Genomic DNA, 15459 nt, shown 5'->3' with positions numbered 1-15459 from the left:
TGCGCTCACTCGCTGACGACCCGGACAGCGACGCCCCATTCGCGGCACCGTTCGGCCAAATCCCCCGGCAGCGGCCGGTCGGTAAAGATGGCGTCGAGATCGGCCAACGACGCAATGCGCGCCGGTGCGCTGCGGCTGAACTTGGAATGATCGGCCACCAAAAAAGTTTGGCGCGATTGTCGGATGATTGTCTGACTGACGCCGACCTCTTGAATGTCGAAATCCAACAGATCCCCGTCCAGATCCAGCGCAGAACATCCGATCACCGCCAGATCGAACTTAAAGCGATTGATGGTTTCCACCGTCAGATTGCCCACCAGCCCGCCATCCGACCGGCGCAACGTGCCGCCCGACACGATGATGTCGCAATCCCGGTTCACCACCAGAATGTTCGCCACATTCATGTTGTTGGTGACCACCATCAAATTGCGATGCGCCAACAGCTCATGCGCCACCGCTTCCGTCGTGGTGCCAATGTTCAGAAACAGCGATGCGTCTTCGGGGATTTCTGCTGCACAGGCTTTGGCGATCCGCAGCTTGGCTTGCTGGTGCAGGCTGCGCCGTTCTTCGTAACCGATATTGATTGTACCGGACGGCAGGACCGCGCCGCCATGCACCCGCTCTAAACGCCCCGAATCCGCCAGATCGGTCAAATCCCGGCGGATGGTCTGCAAGGTCACGCCAAAATGTTCGGCCAGACCTTCAACGGTGACCTTGCCATCGCGGCGCGCGATCTCAAGGATCTCTGGATGGCGAAACACTTGCGACATCGGAACGAACCGCCTGTTGGGAACATCCGCAAAAAATAGCAAGAATCCGAACATAAACGCAACGCACGACTCAAATTTTTCCACAGGCGCAAATTTCAGGCACACTAAGTTGGAACGGAGGTGCCTCGATTCGCCGCAGCGGCGTGATTTTACGACGGTCTCCACCTCAAGCTGGAGGAAACACATTTTTTGAACCAGTTTTTATTGTGATATTTTGGACCCCTGCACTAAAACGAACAAAAGCGAATATATTTCGTTTTCTTTTACGCCGCAGATCAGTACAACACCTGTGAGACCGCAAACTTGGGGAGGAATTGCGTGACACCACTCGGAACAGCCGGGCTCCTGCGCCTCGCAACCAGCTTGCGCCGTGCGGGCAGATGCACCGACCCATCCGTCCCAGCGGCACGCCAGACGCGCGTCGCGGCGAAGGACGGTTCGCAATGACGTTGGTCCTGGACGGCGTTTCCAAGGTTGTCGGCGCGGACACCCACATTCATCCCACCAGTTTAGAGCTGCGCAATGGCACGATGAACGTGCTGCTCGGCCCGACGCAATCCGGCAAAACCTCATTGATGCGGCTGATGGCTGGGCTTGATGTGCCAAACACGGGCCGCGTCTTGTGGCACGGCACCGACGTCACCGGCGTTCGGGTTCAGGATCGCAAGATCGCCATGGTCTATCAGCAGTTCATCAACTACCCCTCGATGACCGTCTACGACAACATCGCCTCGCCCATGCGCCTGCTGGGCAAATCGGCGGACGAGATCGATGCGGCGGTTCAGAAAACCGCCGATCTGATGAAGTTGACCCCGATGCTTCAGCGCAAACCCTTGGAATTGTCAGGCGGGCAGCAACAACGCTGTGCCTTGGCCCGGGCCTTGGTGAAGGATGCCGGTCTTGTCTTGCTGGACGAGCCCTTGGCCAATCTGGATTACAAGCTGCGCGAAGAAATGCGGGTCGAGATCCCCAAAATCTTTGAAGAGGCGGGCAGCATTTTCGTGTACGCTACCACCGAACCCGAAGAAGCGCTTTTGCTCGGCGGCAACACCGCGACCTTGTGGGAAGGCCGCGTCACCCAGTTCGGGCCAACCCCGTCGGTCTATCGCCAACCGGTCGATGCCACTACGGCGCGTGTCTTCAGCGATCCACCGATGAATTTCCTGTCGGTGACCAAATCCGGGCCAACCCTGACCTTCGGCAAAGGCCAAACCGCGCCGGCAACCGGCCCGCTGGCCGATCTGGCCGACGGCCAATACCTCGCGGGTTTCCGCCCCAACCATCTGGAGATCAAACAGCACACCGCGAATGCGCTGCCTTTCACCGCCGAGTTGAACGTCACCGAGTTGACCGGATCAGAAACATTTATCCACCTGACCCATCAGGGCGATCGCTGGGTCGGATTGATCCACGGCATTCATAAGCTTGATCTGGGGGGGGAAATGACCGTCTGGCTTGATCCGGCGCATATCTACATCTTTGCTCAAGACGGCAAATTGCTGGCCCCTGCCGCCTATGCGCTTGCGGCTTGAGGAGGAGGGACCATGGCAAAGATCACACTTGATAACCTCGCACATTCCTATCTGCGCAATCCGAAAAGCGAAGACGACTTCGCGCTTAAGGAACTGAACCACGACTGGGCCGATGGCGAAGCCTATGCCCTTTTGGGATCATCCGGTTGCGGCAAGTCCACCTTGTTGAACATCATTTCCGGACTTCTGCATCCCTCGCAGGGCCGGATTTTGTTTGACGGCAAAGATGTCACCAATGCGCCCACCACCGAACGCAACATCGCGCAGGTGTTCCAGTTCCCGGTGGTCTACGACACCATGACGGTCCGCGAAAATCTGGCCTTTCCGCTGAAAAACCGCGGCGCGGATGCCGCCTATGTTGCCGCCCGCGTTCAGGAAATTGCCGGAATGATCGGAATGGAAGCCACCTTGGACCGCAAGGCAAGGGGCCTGACCGCCGACGCGAAGCAAAAGATCAGTCTGGGTCGCGGCATGGTGCGCGAAGACGTGAACGCGCTGCTGTTTGACGAACCGCTGACCGTGATCGACCCGCATATGAAATGGGAACTGCGCACCCAGTTGAAATCGCTACACCACAGCTTTGGCCATACGATGATCTACGTCACCCATGACCAGACCGAAGCCCTGACCTTCGCTGACAAAGTGGTGGTGATGTATGATGGCCGGGTGGTGCAAATCGGCACACCGGAAGAATTGTTCGAACGGCCCGCCCATACCTTTGTCGGCTATTTCATTGGCTCGCCCGGGATGAACCTGCTGCCCGCCGAGATCGCGGGCACCACGGCCCGGATCGACGGCGTCAATATCCCGATGGCATCCGGCTATGGCCCCCTGTCTGGCAAACTCGAAATCGGCGTCCGACCAGAATTCACCCGGTTATCGGCAACCGAGGGCCTACCGGTCCGGATCCGCCGGATCGAGGATGTCGGGCGTCACAAGATCGTCCGCGCCGACTTTCAAGGCACCGAAATCAACATCATCGCCGAAGAAGGCGCCAGCATCGGCGCCGATATGACCAAGGTGACGTTCGACGCCGCGCAGATCAACGTGTACGCCAATGATTGGCGCGTCCAGGGGGAGGCCGCCTAATGGAAAAGACCGTCAATCAAAAGGCATGGTTTCTCGTCCTGCCAGTGCTGTTCCTTGTCGCCTTTTCCGCCGTCCTGCCGTTGATGACAGTGGTCAACTATGCGTTTCAGGACACGTTCGGCAACAACCAGTTCTTTTGGGCCGGGCTCAGCTGGTTCTCGGATCTTCTGCACAGCGACAGAATGTGGAGCGCGTTGGGCCGTCAGATGGTCTTTTCGATCATCATTCTGGCCATTGAGGTGCCTTTGGGGATTTTTGTCGCCCTGAACATGCCCAAGAAAGGCTTCTGGGCGTCGTTTTGTCTGGTGACCATGTCGCTGCCCCTGCTGATCCCTTGGAATGTCGTCGGCACGATCTGGCAGATCTTTGGACGGGTGGATATCGGCCTGCTGGGCTATACGCTGGACAAGCTTGGCATCCCCTATAACTACACCCAAGAATTCTATGCCGCTTGGGCCACCGTGATTGTCATGGATGTCTGGCACTGGACCTCGTTGGTGGCGTTGCTGGCCTATGCCGGGCTGCAATCGATCCCGGATGCCTATTATCAGGCCGCCAAGATCGATCAGGCCTCGCGCTGGAAAGTGTTCCGCTTCATTGAGCTGCCCAAGATCATGGGCGTGATGATGATCGCGATCCTACTGCGCTTTATGGACAGCTTCATGATCTACACTGAACCATTTGTGGTGACAGGCGGCGGGCCCGGAAATTCCACCACCTTCTTGTCGATCGACTTGGTGAAGATGGCACTGGGACAGTTCGACCTTGGACCAGCGGCGGCATTTTCGCTAATGTATTTCCTGGTCATCATGCTGATTTCATGGGTCTTCTATACGATTATGACCAACCTAGAAAAGCGGGAGGGCGCGTAAATGGCCGATCAAAGCCCAAGCCAGATCGCCCCCCGGTCCTTCGCCCTGCCCCGCATCAAGGGCCGCGTCGTGGTGATGACGCTGTACCTGCTGTTCTTGTTGCTGCCGATCTATTGGCTGCTGAACATGAGCCTGAAGACCAACACCGAAATCCTGAACACCTTTACCTTGTGGCCGCGCAATCTGACCTTCGCCAACTACGCCACCATCCTGACCGACCCAAGCTGGTACATGGGCTATGTCAATTCGATGATCTACGTGGTGATGAACACGGCGATTTCGGTCGCGGTGGCGCTTCCGGCGGCCTATGCCTTTTCGCGGTACAGCTTCATGGGCGACAAGCACCTGTTCTTCTGGCTGCTGACCAATCGGATGGCCCCGCCCGCTGTGTTCGCCTTGCCGTTCTTCCAACTCTACAGCTCAATCGGGCTGTTCGACACTCACATCGCCGTGGCGCTGGCCCATTGCCTGTTCAACGTACCGCTGGCGGTGTGGATTTTGGAAGGCTTCATGCGCGGCGTGCCCAAGGAAATCGACGAAACCGCCTATATCGACGGCTATAGCTTCGGGCGGTTCTTCATCAAGATTTTCATCCCGCTAATCGCATCCGGTGTCGGCGTCGCGGCGTTCTTCTGCTTCATGTTCTCATGGGTCGAATTGCTGCTCAGCCGGACCTTGACCTCGGTGGATGCCAAACCAATCGCGGCCACAATGACCCGGACCGTCGGCGCATCAGGCATTGACTGGGGCGTATTGGCCGCTGCCGGGGTGCTGACCATCCTGCCGGGCGCGTTGGTGATTTATTTCGTGCGCAACTACATCGCCAAGGGCTTTGCCTTGGGCCGTGTGTAAGCATCAGACTGGAAAGGACGCATTATGGCCTGGATGGCATGGACTTGGCCCACAGCCGCCTTCTTTGCAGTGATCGCGGGGTTGCTGGTCACCTTCACGATCCTTGCGATCAAATTTCCCGAAACGCCCCGGGTGGGGGTTCTTCAGATCGAAACGACGCGCGGCGACCGGCTGTTCATTTCCTTGCTGGGATCAGCCTTTATCAATCTGGCTTGGCTTGGCGTGATCGGGCAAAACCAACCCTATGCCCTGATCGTGTGCCTGATTTACGCCGCTGCGGTGTTCCGGTGGGTCTAAGCGAAAGCAAGTTTTACACCGGCCCGCATGCTAAGTTCCGAGCCGACGACGATACGACCAACTGACGACTATTGGGAGGAAACCATGAATTTGTCACTTAGATCAACCACGGCACTGGCGCTTGCGCTCGGCCTGACATCCGGGCCGGTTCTGGCCGGGATGGACGAGGCCAAGACGTTCCTCGACACCGAGATCGGCGATCTGTCGGTGCTGGACCGCGCCGGCCAAGAAGCCGAACTGCAATGGTTCATCGACGCCGCCAAGCCGTTTGAAGGCATGAGCATCAACGTCGTGTCCGAAACCATCGACACCCATATTTACGAGTCGCAAGTCTTGGCGCCGGCGTTCAGCGCCATTACCGGCATCAAGGTCACCCATGACCTGATCGGTGAAGGGGACGTGGTCGAAAAGCTGCAAACCCAGATGCAGACCGGCGAGAACATCTATGACGCCTATATCAACGATTCCGACCTGATCGGCACCCACTGGCGGTATCAGCAGGTGCGCAATCTGACGGACTGGATGGCCGGCGAAGGCGCGGACGCCACCAACCCGGGTCTCGATCTGGACGATTTCATCGGCACGTCGTTCACCACAGCGCCGGATGGCAAGCTCTACCAATTGCCAGACCAGCAATTCGCGAACTTGTACTGGTTCCGGTACGATTGGTTCAACGACGAACAGAACCAAGCCGATTTCAAAGCCAAATACGGCTATGACCTTGGCGTTCCGGTCAATTGGTCGGCCTATGAGGACATCGCGGAATTCTTCACTGGTCGCGACCTGTCGCGTCTCGGCGTCGAAGGCGAAGTCTTCGGCAACATGGATTACGGCAAGAAAGACCCCTCTCTGGGTTGGCGGTACACCGACGCGTGGATGTCCATGGCTGGAATGGGCGACAAGGGCGAACCGAACGGCCTGCCGGTTGACGAATGGGGCATCCGCGTCAACGACGCCAGCCAACCTGTCGGCGCTTGTGTGGACCGGGGCGGCGCGACCAACGCACCGGCGGCAGTCTATGCTGTCAACAAATCCATCGACTGGCTGCAAAACTATACGCCGCCTGCCGCAATGGGCATGACGTTCTCTGAGGCGGGTCCCATCCCGGCACAGGGCAATATCGCACAGCAGATGTTCTGGTACACCGCATTCACGGCCGCCTCTGTGTTGCCCGACCTGCCGGTGATGAACGAAGACGGCACGCCAAAATGGCGGATGGCCCCCAGCCCGCACGGCGCCTATTGGGAAGAGGGCATGAAAGTTGGCTATCAGGACGTGGGGTCTTGGACGCTGATGAAATCCACCCCCGTCGACCGTGCCAATGCGGCGTGGCTGTATGCCCAGTTCGTCACGTCCAAGACTGTGGATGTGAAGAAAGCTGATGTCGGCCTGACGTTCATCCGTCAATCGACCATCGACAGCCAGCACTTCACCGACCGCGCCCCCAAACTGGGTGGACTGGTCGAATTCTATCGCTCGCCTGCCCGGGTCCAATGGTCGCCGACCGGCACCAACGTGCCTGACTATCCGAAGCTGGCACAGCTTTGGTGGCAGAACATTGGCGATGCCATGTCCGGTGCGAAAACCACGCAAGCCTCGCTGGATTCGCTGTGCTCGGACATGGAAAAGGTGATGGAACGTCTGGAACGGGCCGGGATTCAGGGGGACATTGGTCCGAAACTGAACGAAAAAGAAGACCCGGAATACTGGCTCAGCCAGCCCGGCGCCCCCAAGCCCAAGCTTGAGAACGAAGACGAAGACCCGATCACGATCAGCTATGACGAGCTGATCAAATCCTGGCAGTAAGCCACTGATCTCGGCCGAGGCACCCTGCCTCGGCCGATGTCGTTTGTCCCGCTGGCACCGCCCCTTTTGGCGTTGCCTTCCCTGCATTGGCAGACGCGAGTTTGGCTGATATCCTTGGCATTAGCGACGGTTCAAACAGCCGTTTCCGCGGAACGGGAAGGGAACCTACGCGTGACATCTAATTTAGCATCTCTGCAGCGTTGTCTCGATCTTGACCTTGGCCTTGGGGAATCCCCGGTCTGGGATGATCGAACCAACACACTGTTTTTCGTCGATATTCTGGCACCTGCGTTATACCGATACCATCCGGACAGCGGAGACGTGCAGCGCTGGGATATGCCGGAAACGATCGGCAGTTTCGGGCTGTGCGACGATGGCCGTATCGTGGCGGCCTTGCGCAGCGGGGTCTACCTGTTCGATCTAGAGACCGAGGTCTTGGAGTTGCTGGCCCAGCCCGAACCGGACCGCCCAGAAAACCGCCTGAATGATGGCAAAATTGGTCCGGATGGCGCGTTCTGGATCGGCAGCATGAATGATACTGCGGACAAGACCGCAACGGCGGCACTGTACCGGGTGACGATGGACGGAACCGTCACCCAAATCACCGATGGCTTGATCATCTCAAATGGGCTGGCGTGGTCTCCGGACGGAACAACCATGTACCATTCCGACAGCCGCGCCGCGATCCTGTGGGCCTATGATTTCGACATCAGTACCGGATCGGCAACCAACAGACGGGCCATCAAGCAATTTTCCGGCGAGTCCGGGCGGCCAGATGGCGGCGCTGTCGATGTTGAGGGCGGCTATTGGTCCGCTGGTGTGTTCGGCAGCCGCCTGAACCGGATCGCAGCCAATGGCACGCTTCTACGCCGGGTCGATCTGGGCATTCCTGCGCCGACCATGCCCTGCTTTGCCGGCGACGATCTGCGCACGCTTTACCTGACATCCCTTCGCACAGAGCAAGACGGCGTCGTGGTCCCGGGAGGGCTTTACCGGCTTGAGGGCGGTGTCGGCGTGGCAGGCGTGCCGGTCCACCGGTTTGGCGCAAAACCCTCGTCGGACTAACATCGGACATCTATCGGACGTTCGTCGGACTTTTCGCAACGCCCGCGCCCCCGCCACACCGAGTCTAGACGGGATGTGGGGGCTGGCCAGATTAGGGCCACAGGGCGATTGGACCCCGCCCAAAAACAGCGCGCGCCGCGCGAATTACGCTGGACCAGTCTGCCTGATAATAAGGCAGGACCAGATTCCTTTTAATTCAATCCAATCAAATGAAGGAATATGACAAATTAAAATACAGCTATTTACAGATTTTATGCGAATACTTTTCTTTTTTTGAATTTAATTGCGGTCGCCCTTGTCTAATTGTTTCAAAATTTAAATATAACCAACTCAATCTGACCCAACCATTGCTGGCAGGATAACATGTATTTTGATTCTGGTATTAGTCGTTACGAAACACAGTCCCCCCCCCGCCTAGAGATGACACCCCCTGCCCGTGCCAAAAATATGGGCACGAGATGAGTTCGAAGATCGGCCGACCAGAGGCCAACCCATCGGCAACCTTAGCCGACGGGTCGGCACCCCGCCTTGCGAGCACCGTCTATGACCAACTTCGTGAGATCATCACGGACAGCAATCTGGTGGTGAATCGGCGCCTACCCTCGGAAGCCCGACTGGCCGAGCTTTGCGGCGCGTCGCGCCCGGTGGTGCGGCAAGCCTTGGCGCAATTGCGCAACGACGGCATGATCGTGTCCCGCAAGGGATCGGGCTCGTATGTCACCCAACCGCCCGTGACGGGTGTCAGCACCCTTGCGCCGGTGTCGTCCATTGCCGATGTTCAACGCTGCTTCGAATTCCGCATCGGGATCGAACCCGCAGCCGCAGCGCTGGCAGCGCGCCAATGGACCCCGGCGGATATCGACCGGATCGACACCGCGCTTGCCACACTGGAAATGTCGATCCTCGCAGGCAAGCTGGGGACAACCGAAGACGCCGATCTGCACGATGCTATCGCCCGCGCAACGCACAACCCCTATCACATCGGTGTTCAGGCCCAAATGCGGCCGCACGTGTCGACCGGGATGAACATTACCCGCGCGCTGACGCTGGAGCACAGTCTGATGTGGTTGCAACTGGTGCAGGACGAACATGTGGCCGTCGTTCGGGCGATCCGGAACCGCGACGATCATTCGGCCTTCAAGTTGATGGATGCTCATATCCGGGCCGCGCAGAACCGCATGTTCAAAGGCATGGGAAATGTGCCGGACCTGCGCTGAGACCCTGCCCCATCTGGGGGCAGTCACCGCCCCCCCCACACACTACCAAACAGCTCTCTGGTGCGAAGCCGGAGAGCGACAGTTTTTAAGGTGGTCGCTTAACGCACGGACACGACATTCCCCTTGCGGGATCATGTCCTCTGCATCACCGAGGGTGAAGCTGCCGGTTGTCTGGCGCGCGGGAATTCGTCGAATGTGACGCGAAAATCGACGACTTGTTCCGTTGCCGGCAGCAACAGGAACATATGGTCAAGTTAGCATTCCCAACAGGTGTTCGAGGTAAGCGATGCGCGCTCATAGGACCCGCGGATTCAAGAAAACCGCCGACTGCACGCCGAGTGACCTGCGGGGCACGCCAACGCTGACGCCCACCCCGCAAGCCCGGGCGGAGCGCCGGAACCGGCGATCAGTTGCCACGGCCACGGCGGGCGACCTCTGCCTCGACCGCCAGCACGGTGCCATCTGAGAAGGTTAGAACAAGGGGAACCCGGCCCCCTTCAGCGATGGAAGCTGCCGGGCCCATCAACATGATATGGGTGCCGCCGGGGCGCAGCGCGACCGTACCGCCCGCCGGGATGTCCAGCGCTGGAATCGCAACCATCGAGGCAATACCATCGACGTCGACGCTGTCATGCACCTGCGCCTTGGCGTAGTCTGGGGCGGAGATACCGGTCAACACCACGGCATCTGCGCCCGCATTGTGCAACGTCAAATAGGCCGCATGCGCCCGCACCACCGGGGGCGCAACCGGCACCCAAGCCGCAGTGACAGACACCTGCGCCGCCGCAGGACGCGGCAGTCCAACGGTCAACGCCGCAATCAACAAGAGGCGAAACGCTGGAAAAAGGTTCATGATCCGAGGCCTTGTTGTCGCCCGCATCGTGGACGGGATGTGCAGACCGTCCTAGCAACACCGGCGACGCGGCGGCAACCCGTCATCCTGATGTCAGTTCAGCGGGCTGCCTTGTCGCGCAGGGTCCGAGGCGGTTGCGCCGACCAGCGCCGAACCGCGCGGGTAAACGACGGGGCCCTAGCATAGCCCAAGCCAGCCCCGATTGCCCCGATCGGCCGCTGGCCCGAAACCAGGGCCTGCATGGCCAAATCCCGGCGCACCCGGTCCAGCACATCGGAAAAGTTGGTGCCCTCTTCGGCCAAGCGCCGCTGCATGGTGCGCAAACTTGTGCCCCCCGCCGCCGCGACCCATTGCACACTGGGGACCTCGCGGCCTTGGGCCAGCAAATGCTCAAGATAAGTTTCGACCGTTCCGGCATAGCCGGCCGGACCGCGCAGCGCGGGAAACCGGTCATGCTCTGACGTATCCGCCCCAGACAAATGCGGCGGCACCCTGCGGTCCAACACGTGATCGGGCAGAAACACCCGAAGTTTCCGGCTTGCGCTGGCCCGCACATCCGGCCCCAGCCAACCCGCCAAGGGCGCAACGCCCAATTCCGGGTGCGGCGCAATCTCAACCCGGCCAAACGGATCCTCGGCATAGCCGGTCAACCGGCACAGCGACCGCAACAGCGCCAGCACATATTGCTGGCACAGGTGCCGCGCCCGGGGGTCGATATTGAGCAGCATCTGCTCGGTGAACTCTGCCCCGCCCGGCCGCGGCACCAGCGCGAATTGTTCATGGGTGACGTGGCGCGCCATCTCGACCGAAAGCCGGGTCAACGCCGCCCGCAGCGTCGGCGCGCCCAGCAGAATATCGCTGACCGGCCCCAGTTCAGTCGCCCCGGACCCAGAAACCATGCGCCAACCGATATCCGCACCTTCCCGGTCACCCAGAATGCGCAGCAAATCCAAGGCATGTTGCAGCGCGATCAGCCGGTTGGGCGTCTCGCAGATCGCACCATGAAGCTGCGCCTGTCCAAGTATCTCTGACACCGGCCGTCCCGACCTTTGCAGCCAGTTCACGACTGGAAAAATATCCGCCGCCCGCACCAGTGGAAACGCAAAACTCATCTCTGTCGCACCTCTGGTTCAGCCTCGTCCCGCTCTGGCAACATGACCAAAGCGCCCCCGATCTCTCTCTTTCGCATGATCGCGGCCAAATTCCCAGAGACCGCCCCGACGCGCCCGCACAGACCCGGCCGCGCCCCCTTAGCTGCCGGCCAAGATGCACGCCGATTTTGGCACGAAAAGAGAATTGGGCGTTTTACAATCATGGCCGTTCTGACACTATACTCCGCAAGCGGATGCGCCCTGTTACGGAGAATTTCATCAATGATTAGTCGATCTGTCGGTGTTGCGGCGGCCAGCGCCTGCGCCCTGATCTGTGGCCCGGCCAGCGCGCAGGATTCTGACTGGGTCTACACCGTCACCCCCTATGTCTGGGTGCCGTCGTTGAACACCAATATCGGCACCGCGGTCGGCGAGATCACCGCCGATAGCAGCAGCCGCGACACGCTGGACAGCCTCGACTTCGCCTTCATGGGCACCATCAACGCCCAGAACGGCCGCTGGAGCGTGCTGGCCGACCTGATCTATGCCGACCTGTCGACCAGCAAGGACACCCCGTTTGGCCGCCTGTTTGAAGAGGCCAAAGTCGAAGTCCAACTGTCGGCGTTCAGCGGCTATGTCGGCTACCGCGTTCTCGAAGCATCGCAAGGGTCCATTGACCTACTGGGCGGGTTCCGGGCCTATGATCTGGATATGACCTTGTCACTGAGCCCGGGCACACGTCCGGGACGCAAAACCAGCCTGACTGACAACTGGGTCGATCCATTGGTTGGCGCGCGCGGTGCCTATGCCTTCAATGATCGGTGGTCAGTTGAGGCCGGGTTTGATGTCGGTGGCACCGATCGCGACAGCAACTTTACGTGGCAAGCCTTGGCCACCTTAGGCTACGAGATCAACGAGCACTGGTCCGCACGCGGCGGCTGGCGCTATCTCGACATCGAGAAATCCATCGATGGCCAAGACGTCACCGTCGAATTGAACGGTCCCGTCATCGGCCTCGCCTATCGGTTCTGAACTTCTCGGGGGCGACATCGCTTCGCCCTCTCACACAAGGATTTCCAAGCCTTCATGACCCAGCCAAAATCTTCCGCCCCGTCGGGCCTGCACCGTCCCAGCCGCCGCAGCCTGCTGGCCGCCCCCTTGGCCTTCGCGGCTGCATCCAGCCTTGCCCGGCCCCTTGCTGCGGCGCAAGACAGCGAAACCGCTGATTTCCTGTTCGTGCAGACCGCCGACTCGATGGCCTATGCCGCCGATGCCAACCGCCTGACCCTGCATGACATCAGCCCGGTCACATTGTTCTTCTCGGATCGCCCGGAACGCATCGCCGGCAATATGTCGACGTCCAAGTTCATTCCGTTCTGGTCCGAAGGCAAGAACAGCTTCCTGATGGACCCGCCAAATGCCGATCTGTCAATCATGGAAGATGGCGTCTTGCGCCAGACGGTTGTGGTGCTGTCCGATCCCGTTCTCGACAACGGCGACCTACATTACACCGTCAAGATCATCGACGGTGACATGCCGGTCATGGGCGAAGAAGTGTCAATCTTTATCGACATCATCGGCATGCCCCTGACCCCGGTCTCAATCGCAGGGGTCCGCCGTCGCGAATTCCGCCGCGCCGTCTATCGCTAAGCTGATGACAGGGGCCCCTGCGGCCCCTGCCGTCCACCCGTCTAAACCAGGAGGGCTTCCTTATGAGCCAAGCACTTAAACAAACCGCATTTCTGAGCCTATGCATGGCGATGGCCAGCGGCGCGCAGGCCGATGTTTCCCAAGCGACGTTGGACGCGCTGGCCGCGCCCGACCGCATCGAGACCCGCATCGGCACCCTAGAATTCAAGGACGGCGTTCCAACCGCCGAGACAGCCGAGACCGTCTATGACGCGCTCGACTTCACCCGCGCGCTGAACGTCTATAACAACAGCTTCCGCGGGGCCTCGGCGCTTGCGATCAAGAAAGGCTTTGAAAGCCTCGGTGCCGCCCCCGGCGACGTGGTGATCTTTTCCGAGCTGATGGACTCGGCAGGCGTCTTCCTGACCGGCAATGCCGACACCGTCTATTATCTGGCGGCCCTCGACCTGTCGAACGGCCCAATCGTTATCGAGCAGCCGACCGACGCCGTGGGTACGATCAACGACATGTGGTTTTCATGGATCATCGACATCGGCAAACCCGGCCCGGATCGTGGCATGGGTGGCAAGTACCTGATCGTTGGCCCGGACTATGACGGCCCGCTGCCCGAGGGTGGCTACTTCGTGGCGCATTCCAAGACCAACGCGGCACTTTATGCCTCGCGCGCGTATCTCTCCGATGGCAAGGACCCCAAGCCAGCGGTCCAGAACATCAAAGACACCATGAAGATCTACCCCTATGTGCCGGGCAGTTATGGGACCAGCATTGCCCACGCTCTGACTGGCGAAGTCGATCTGGCCGGTGAGCCTAAGGTCCCTGAGATGAAGTTCATCGAAGGCACCGATGCCAGCTTTAACACCATCCCGCCCAGCGATTACGGCTTCTTCGAGTTGATCAACGAGAACGTCCAGTCCGAGCCCGCCACCAGCTATGACGTGGAATTGGCCGGTCAACTGGCCGCCATCGGCATCGTCAAAGGCAAAGAGTTCGCCCCCGACGAGAAGATGAAGAAAACCCTCACCGATGCCGCAGTCGTGGGTCAAGCCACCGGACGGTCGCTAAACTGGCGCTTTGCCCAACAGCACCCCGAATGGGCGTATTACGAGGGCAGCAACTGGGGCAACATGTTGTTCGAGGGCGGCGCGTTCTTCGAAACACCGCCGCCCGCATTCGAAAAAGGCGCGTTCAAGCCTTATCCGGCGACCGGCGCCCGCACGCTGGATTCGCGGACCGCGTTCTACTACGGCTATACGCTGGATAGCCCGGGCATGATCATGCGCATCCCCGGCGTCGGATCGCAGTATCTGATGAACTTCCTCGACGCGGACGGCACCCCCTATGACGGCGCGAAAACCTATAAGGTGACCCTGCCCAAGGACATCCCTGCCGAGGCGTTCTGGTCCTTCACCGTCTATGACAACCAGACCCGGTCGATGTTGAAGACGCCGCAGAAATACCCCCGCGCCGGATCGCAAAGCTTCCCATCACCGGCCGCAGAGGCCGCCGAGGATGGATCGACCACGGTCTATTTCGCGCCAGAACAACCCGAGGGCGTCGCGCGCGGCAACTGGGTCCAGACCGACCCGGCCAAGGGCTGGTGGACGATCCTGCGCCTCTACAGCCCGATGCCGTCATTCTTCGACAAAAGCTGGCAGCCTAGCGAAATCGCCGTCGTCGAGTAAACGTCGCAACATCTAAGGCACGCGTGCGGCTTCGGCGCGCGCGTGCCTCCTTCCACCGCAGTGTCTCAGCAACGGTTGGTTGCGAATGCGGCACGATCCCAGAAAACAACTTTCGATTCTCTCCGGCTTGGCCCAATACTCATTCCATTGATCCGATCCCAAAACCACAAGAGTTCCCCTATGAAAAATCCAGTCCTGAGCCTTGCCACCGGTCTCTGCCTGATCGCCTCAGGTGCGCTGGCGCAGGCAACATCGGGGGAGACCCAAGCGGCCGACGCCGCCGAAGTTCAAGCAAGTTCTGGCGACGACAGCGTCGAGTTGGCCAAAAAGCTGTCCAACCCGATTGCCAACCTGATCTCGGTCCCGTTCCAGTACAACTACAACAGTGGGTACGGCGCCGATGGCGACGGCGAACAAAGCTACGTCAACATCCAGCCCGTCATTCCGTTTTCGATCAGCGAAGACTGGAACGTGATCTCGCGGACCATCCTGCCTGTGGTCAGCCAAAACGGCATCGTCCCAGGCGAGGGCGATCAATTCGGTTTCGGCAACACGGTTCAAAGCTTTTTCTTCTCGCCCAAAGCACCCACCAGTGCCGGCCTGATCTGGGGGGTTGGCCCCGTCATCCAGTTGCCCACCACCACCGATAACATCACCAACCCGCAATGGGCCGCTGGGATCAC

At 59.7% G+C, this 15459-nt stretch carries 14 protein-coding genes and 1 pseudogene; 12 read left to right on the top strand and 3 right to left on the bottom strand.

All coding sequences use genetic code 11. The features are described 5' to 3' along the window. Positions 1 to 5: 5 nt before the first annotated feature. Positions 6 to 770 carry a DeoR/GlpR family DNA-binding transcription regulator gene (locus tag BV911_RS04515; RefSeq protein ID WP_086052504.1) on the bottom strand — a complete coding sequence of 255 codons (765 nt, stop codon included), beginning with the start codon at positions 768 to 770 and terminating at the stop codon, positions 6 to 8. A gap of 443 nt (positions 771 to 1213) precedes the next feature. Here BV911_RS04515 and BV911_RS04510 point away from each other — a divergent pair, with 443 nt between their 5' ends. The 8 genes from BV911_RS04510 to BV911_RS04475 all read left to right on the top strand — a co-directional run bounded on the left by BV911_RS04510 (position 1214) and on the right by BV911_RS04475 (position 9500). Then, positions 1214 to 2302 (top strand): ABC transporter ATP-binding protein, encoded by a 1089-nt coding sequence (locus BV911_RS04510; RefSeq protein WP_086052402.1) that lies wholly within the window; start codon positions 1214 to 1216, stop codon positions 2300 to 2302. A gap of 12 nt (positions 2303 to 2314) precedes the next feature. Then, a complete protein-coding gene (locus BV911_RS04505; RefSeq protein ID WP_086052401.1) occupies positions 2315 to 3391 on the top strand; it encodes an ABC transporter ATP-binding protein in 1077 nt (358 codons plus the stop codon). Further along, entirely contained in the window at positions 3391 to 4263 is an 873-nt protein-coding gene (locus tag BV911_RS04500; RefSeq protein WP_086052400.1) for a carbohydrate ABC transporter permease, read from the top strand. The genes BV911_RS04505 and BV911_RS04500 overlap by 1 nt, the downstream gene beginning before the upstream one ends. Beyond that, entirely contained in the window at positions 4264 to 5115 is an 852-nt protein-coding gene (locus BV911_RS04495) for a carbohydrate ABC transporter permease (protein WP_086052399.1), read from the top strand. It abuts the gene before it with no gap. A 24-nt stretch (positions 5116 to 5139) separates the two neighbouring features. After that, a complete protein-coding gene (locus BV911_RS04490) occupies positions 5140 to 5412 on the top strand; it encodes a DUF2160 domain-containing protein (RefSeq protein WP_086052398.1) in 273 nt (90 codons plus the stop codon). An 84-nt stretch (positions 5413 to 5496) separates the two neighbouring features. After that, positions 5497 to 7218 (top strand): ABC transporter substrate-binding protein, encoded by a 1722-nt coding sequence (locus BV911_RS04485; RefSeq protein WP_086052397.1) that lies wholly within the window; start codon positions 5497 to 5499, stop codon positions 7216 to 7218. Positions 7219 to 7389: 171 nt separating this feature from the next. Beyond that, positions 7390 to 8283: an SMP-30/gluconolactonase/LRE family protein gene (locus tag BV911_RS04480; protein ID WP_205963793.1), complete on the top strand. Its 894-nt coding sequence runs from the start codon at positions 7390 to 7392 to the stop codon at positions 8281 to 8283. Positions 8284 to 8741: 458 nt separating this feature from the next. After that, positions 8742 to 9500, top strand: coding sequence for a FadR/GntR family transcriptional regulator (locus tag BV911_RS04475; protein WP_086052395.1), 759 nt, complete (start codon positions 8742 to 8744; stop codon positions 9498 to 9500). Between the two features lie 406 nt (positions 9501 to 9906). On the opposite strand, the gene BV911_RS04470 is transcribed toward BV911_RS04475, so the two are convergent. Together BV911_RS04470 and BV911_RS04465 are read right to left on the bottom strand one after the other, a co-directional pair. Then, positions 9907 to 10353: a copper chaperone PCu(A)C gene (locus tag BV911_RS04470; protein WP_168183974.1), complete on the bottom strand. Its 447-nt coding sequence runs from the start codon at positions 10351 to 10353 to the stop codon at positions 9907 to 9909. A gap of 98 nt (positions 10354 to 10451) precedes the next feature. Next, complete coding sequence (locus BV911_RS04465) at positions 10452 to 11465, bottom strand: AraC family transcriptional regulator (protein WP_086052393.1); 1014 nt, start codon at positions 11463 to 11465, stop codon at positions 10452 to 10454. 261 nt (positions 11466 to 11726) lie between these two features. Here BV911_RS04465 and BV911_RS04460 point away from each other — a divergent pair, with 261 nt between their 5' ends. From BV911_RS04460 to BV911_RS04445, 4 genes and pseudogenes are all read left to right on the top strand, one after another. Beyond that, complete coding sequence (locus BV911_RS04460) at positions 11727 to 12476, top strand: outer membrane protein (RefSeq protein WP_168183973.1); 750 nt, start codon at positions 11727 to 11729, stop codon at positions 12474 to 12476. Positions 12477 to 12530: 54 nt separating this feature from the next. Continuing rightward, positions 12531 to 13094, top strand: a complete 564-nt coding sequence (locus tag BV911_RS04455) for a hypothetical protein (RefSeq protein WP_205963792.1) — start codon at positions 12531 to 12533, stop codon at positions 13092 to 13094. A 62-nt stretch (positions 13095 to 13156) separates the two neighbouring features. Then, positions 13157 to 14776, top strand: coding sequence for a DUF1254 domain-containing protein (locus BV911_RS04450; protein ID WP_086052391.1), 1620 nt, complete (start codon positions 13157 to 13159; stop codon positions 14774 to 14776). 180 nt (positions 14777 to 14956) lie between these two features. Beyond that, positions 14957 to 15459: pseudogene (locus BV911_RS04445) on the top strand (hypothetical protein); the annotation flags it as partial.

Origin of the sequence: Pseudoruegeria sp. SK021, from assembly GCF_002119405.1 — a bacterium.
Lineage (GTDB): Bacteria > Pseudomonadota > Alphaproteobacteria > Rhodobacterales > Rhodobacteraceae > Meridianimarinicoccus.
This window is presented reverse-complemented; position numbering and strand designations above follow the sequence as displayed.

Excerpts from the sequence above, each read along its gene's own strand:
- BV911_RS04515 (WP_086052504.1), bottom strand. The coding sequence starts at position 770 with ATGTCGCAAGTGTTTCGCCATCCAGAGATCCTTGAGATCGCGCGCCGC.
- BV911_RS04510 (WP_086052402.1), top strand. The coding sequence starts at position 1,214 with ATGACGTTGGTCCTGGACGGCGTTTCCAAGGTTGTCGGCGCGGACACC.
- BV911_RS04505 (WP_086052401.1), top strand. The coding sequence starts at position 2,315 with ATGGCAAAGATCACACTTGATAACCTCGCACATTCCTATCTGCGCAAT.
- BV911_RS04500 (WP_086052400.1), top strand. The coding sequence starts at position 3,391 with ATGGAAAAGACCGTCAATCAAAAGGCATGGTTTCTCGTCCTGCCAGTG.
- BV911_RS04495 (WP_086052399.1), top strand. The coding sequence starts at position 4,264 with ATGGCCGATCAAAGCCCAAGCCAGATCGCCCCCCGGTCCTTCGCCCTG.
- BV911_RS04490 (WP_086052398.1), top strand. The coding sequence starts at position 5,140 with ATGGCCTGGATGGCATGGACTTGGCCCACAGCCGCCTTCTTTGCAGTG.
- BV911_RS04485 (WP_086052397.1), top strand. The coding sequence starts at position 5,497 with ATGAATTTGTCACTTAGATCAACCACGGCACTGGCGCTTGCGCTCGGC.
- BV911_RS04475 (WP_086052395.1), top strand. The coding sequence starts at position 8,742 with ATGAGTTCGAAGATCGGCCGACCAGAGGCCAACCCATCGGCAACCTTA.
- BV911_RS04470 (WP_168183974.1), bottom strand. The coding sequence starts at position 10,353 with ATGAACCTTTTTCCAGCGTTTCGCCTCTTGTTGATTGCGGCGTTGACC.
- BV911_RS04465 (WP_086052393.1), bottom strand. The coding sequence starts at position 11,465 with ATGAGTTTTGCGTTTCCACTGGTGCGGGCGGCGGATATTTTTCCAGTC.
- BV911_RS04460 (WP_168183973.1), top strand. The coding sequence starts at position 11,727 with ATGATTAGTCGATCTGTCGGTGTTGCGGCGGCCAGCGCCTGCGCCCTG.
- BV911_RS04455 (WP_205963792.1), top strand. The coding sequence starts at position 12,531 with ATGACCCAGCCAAAATCTTCCGCCCCGTCGGGCCTGCACCGTCCCAGC.
- BV911_RS04450 (WP_086052391.1), top strand. The coding sequence starts at position 13,157 with ATGAGCCAAGCACTTAAACAAACCGCATTTCTGAGCCTATGCATGGCG.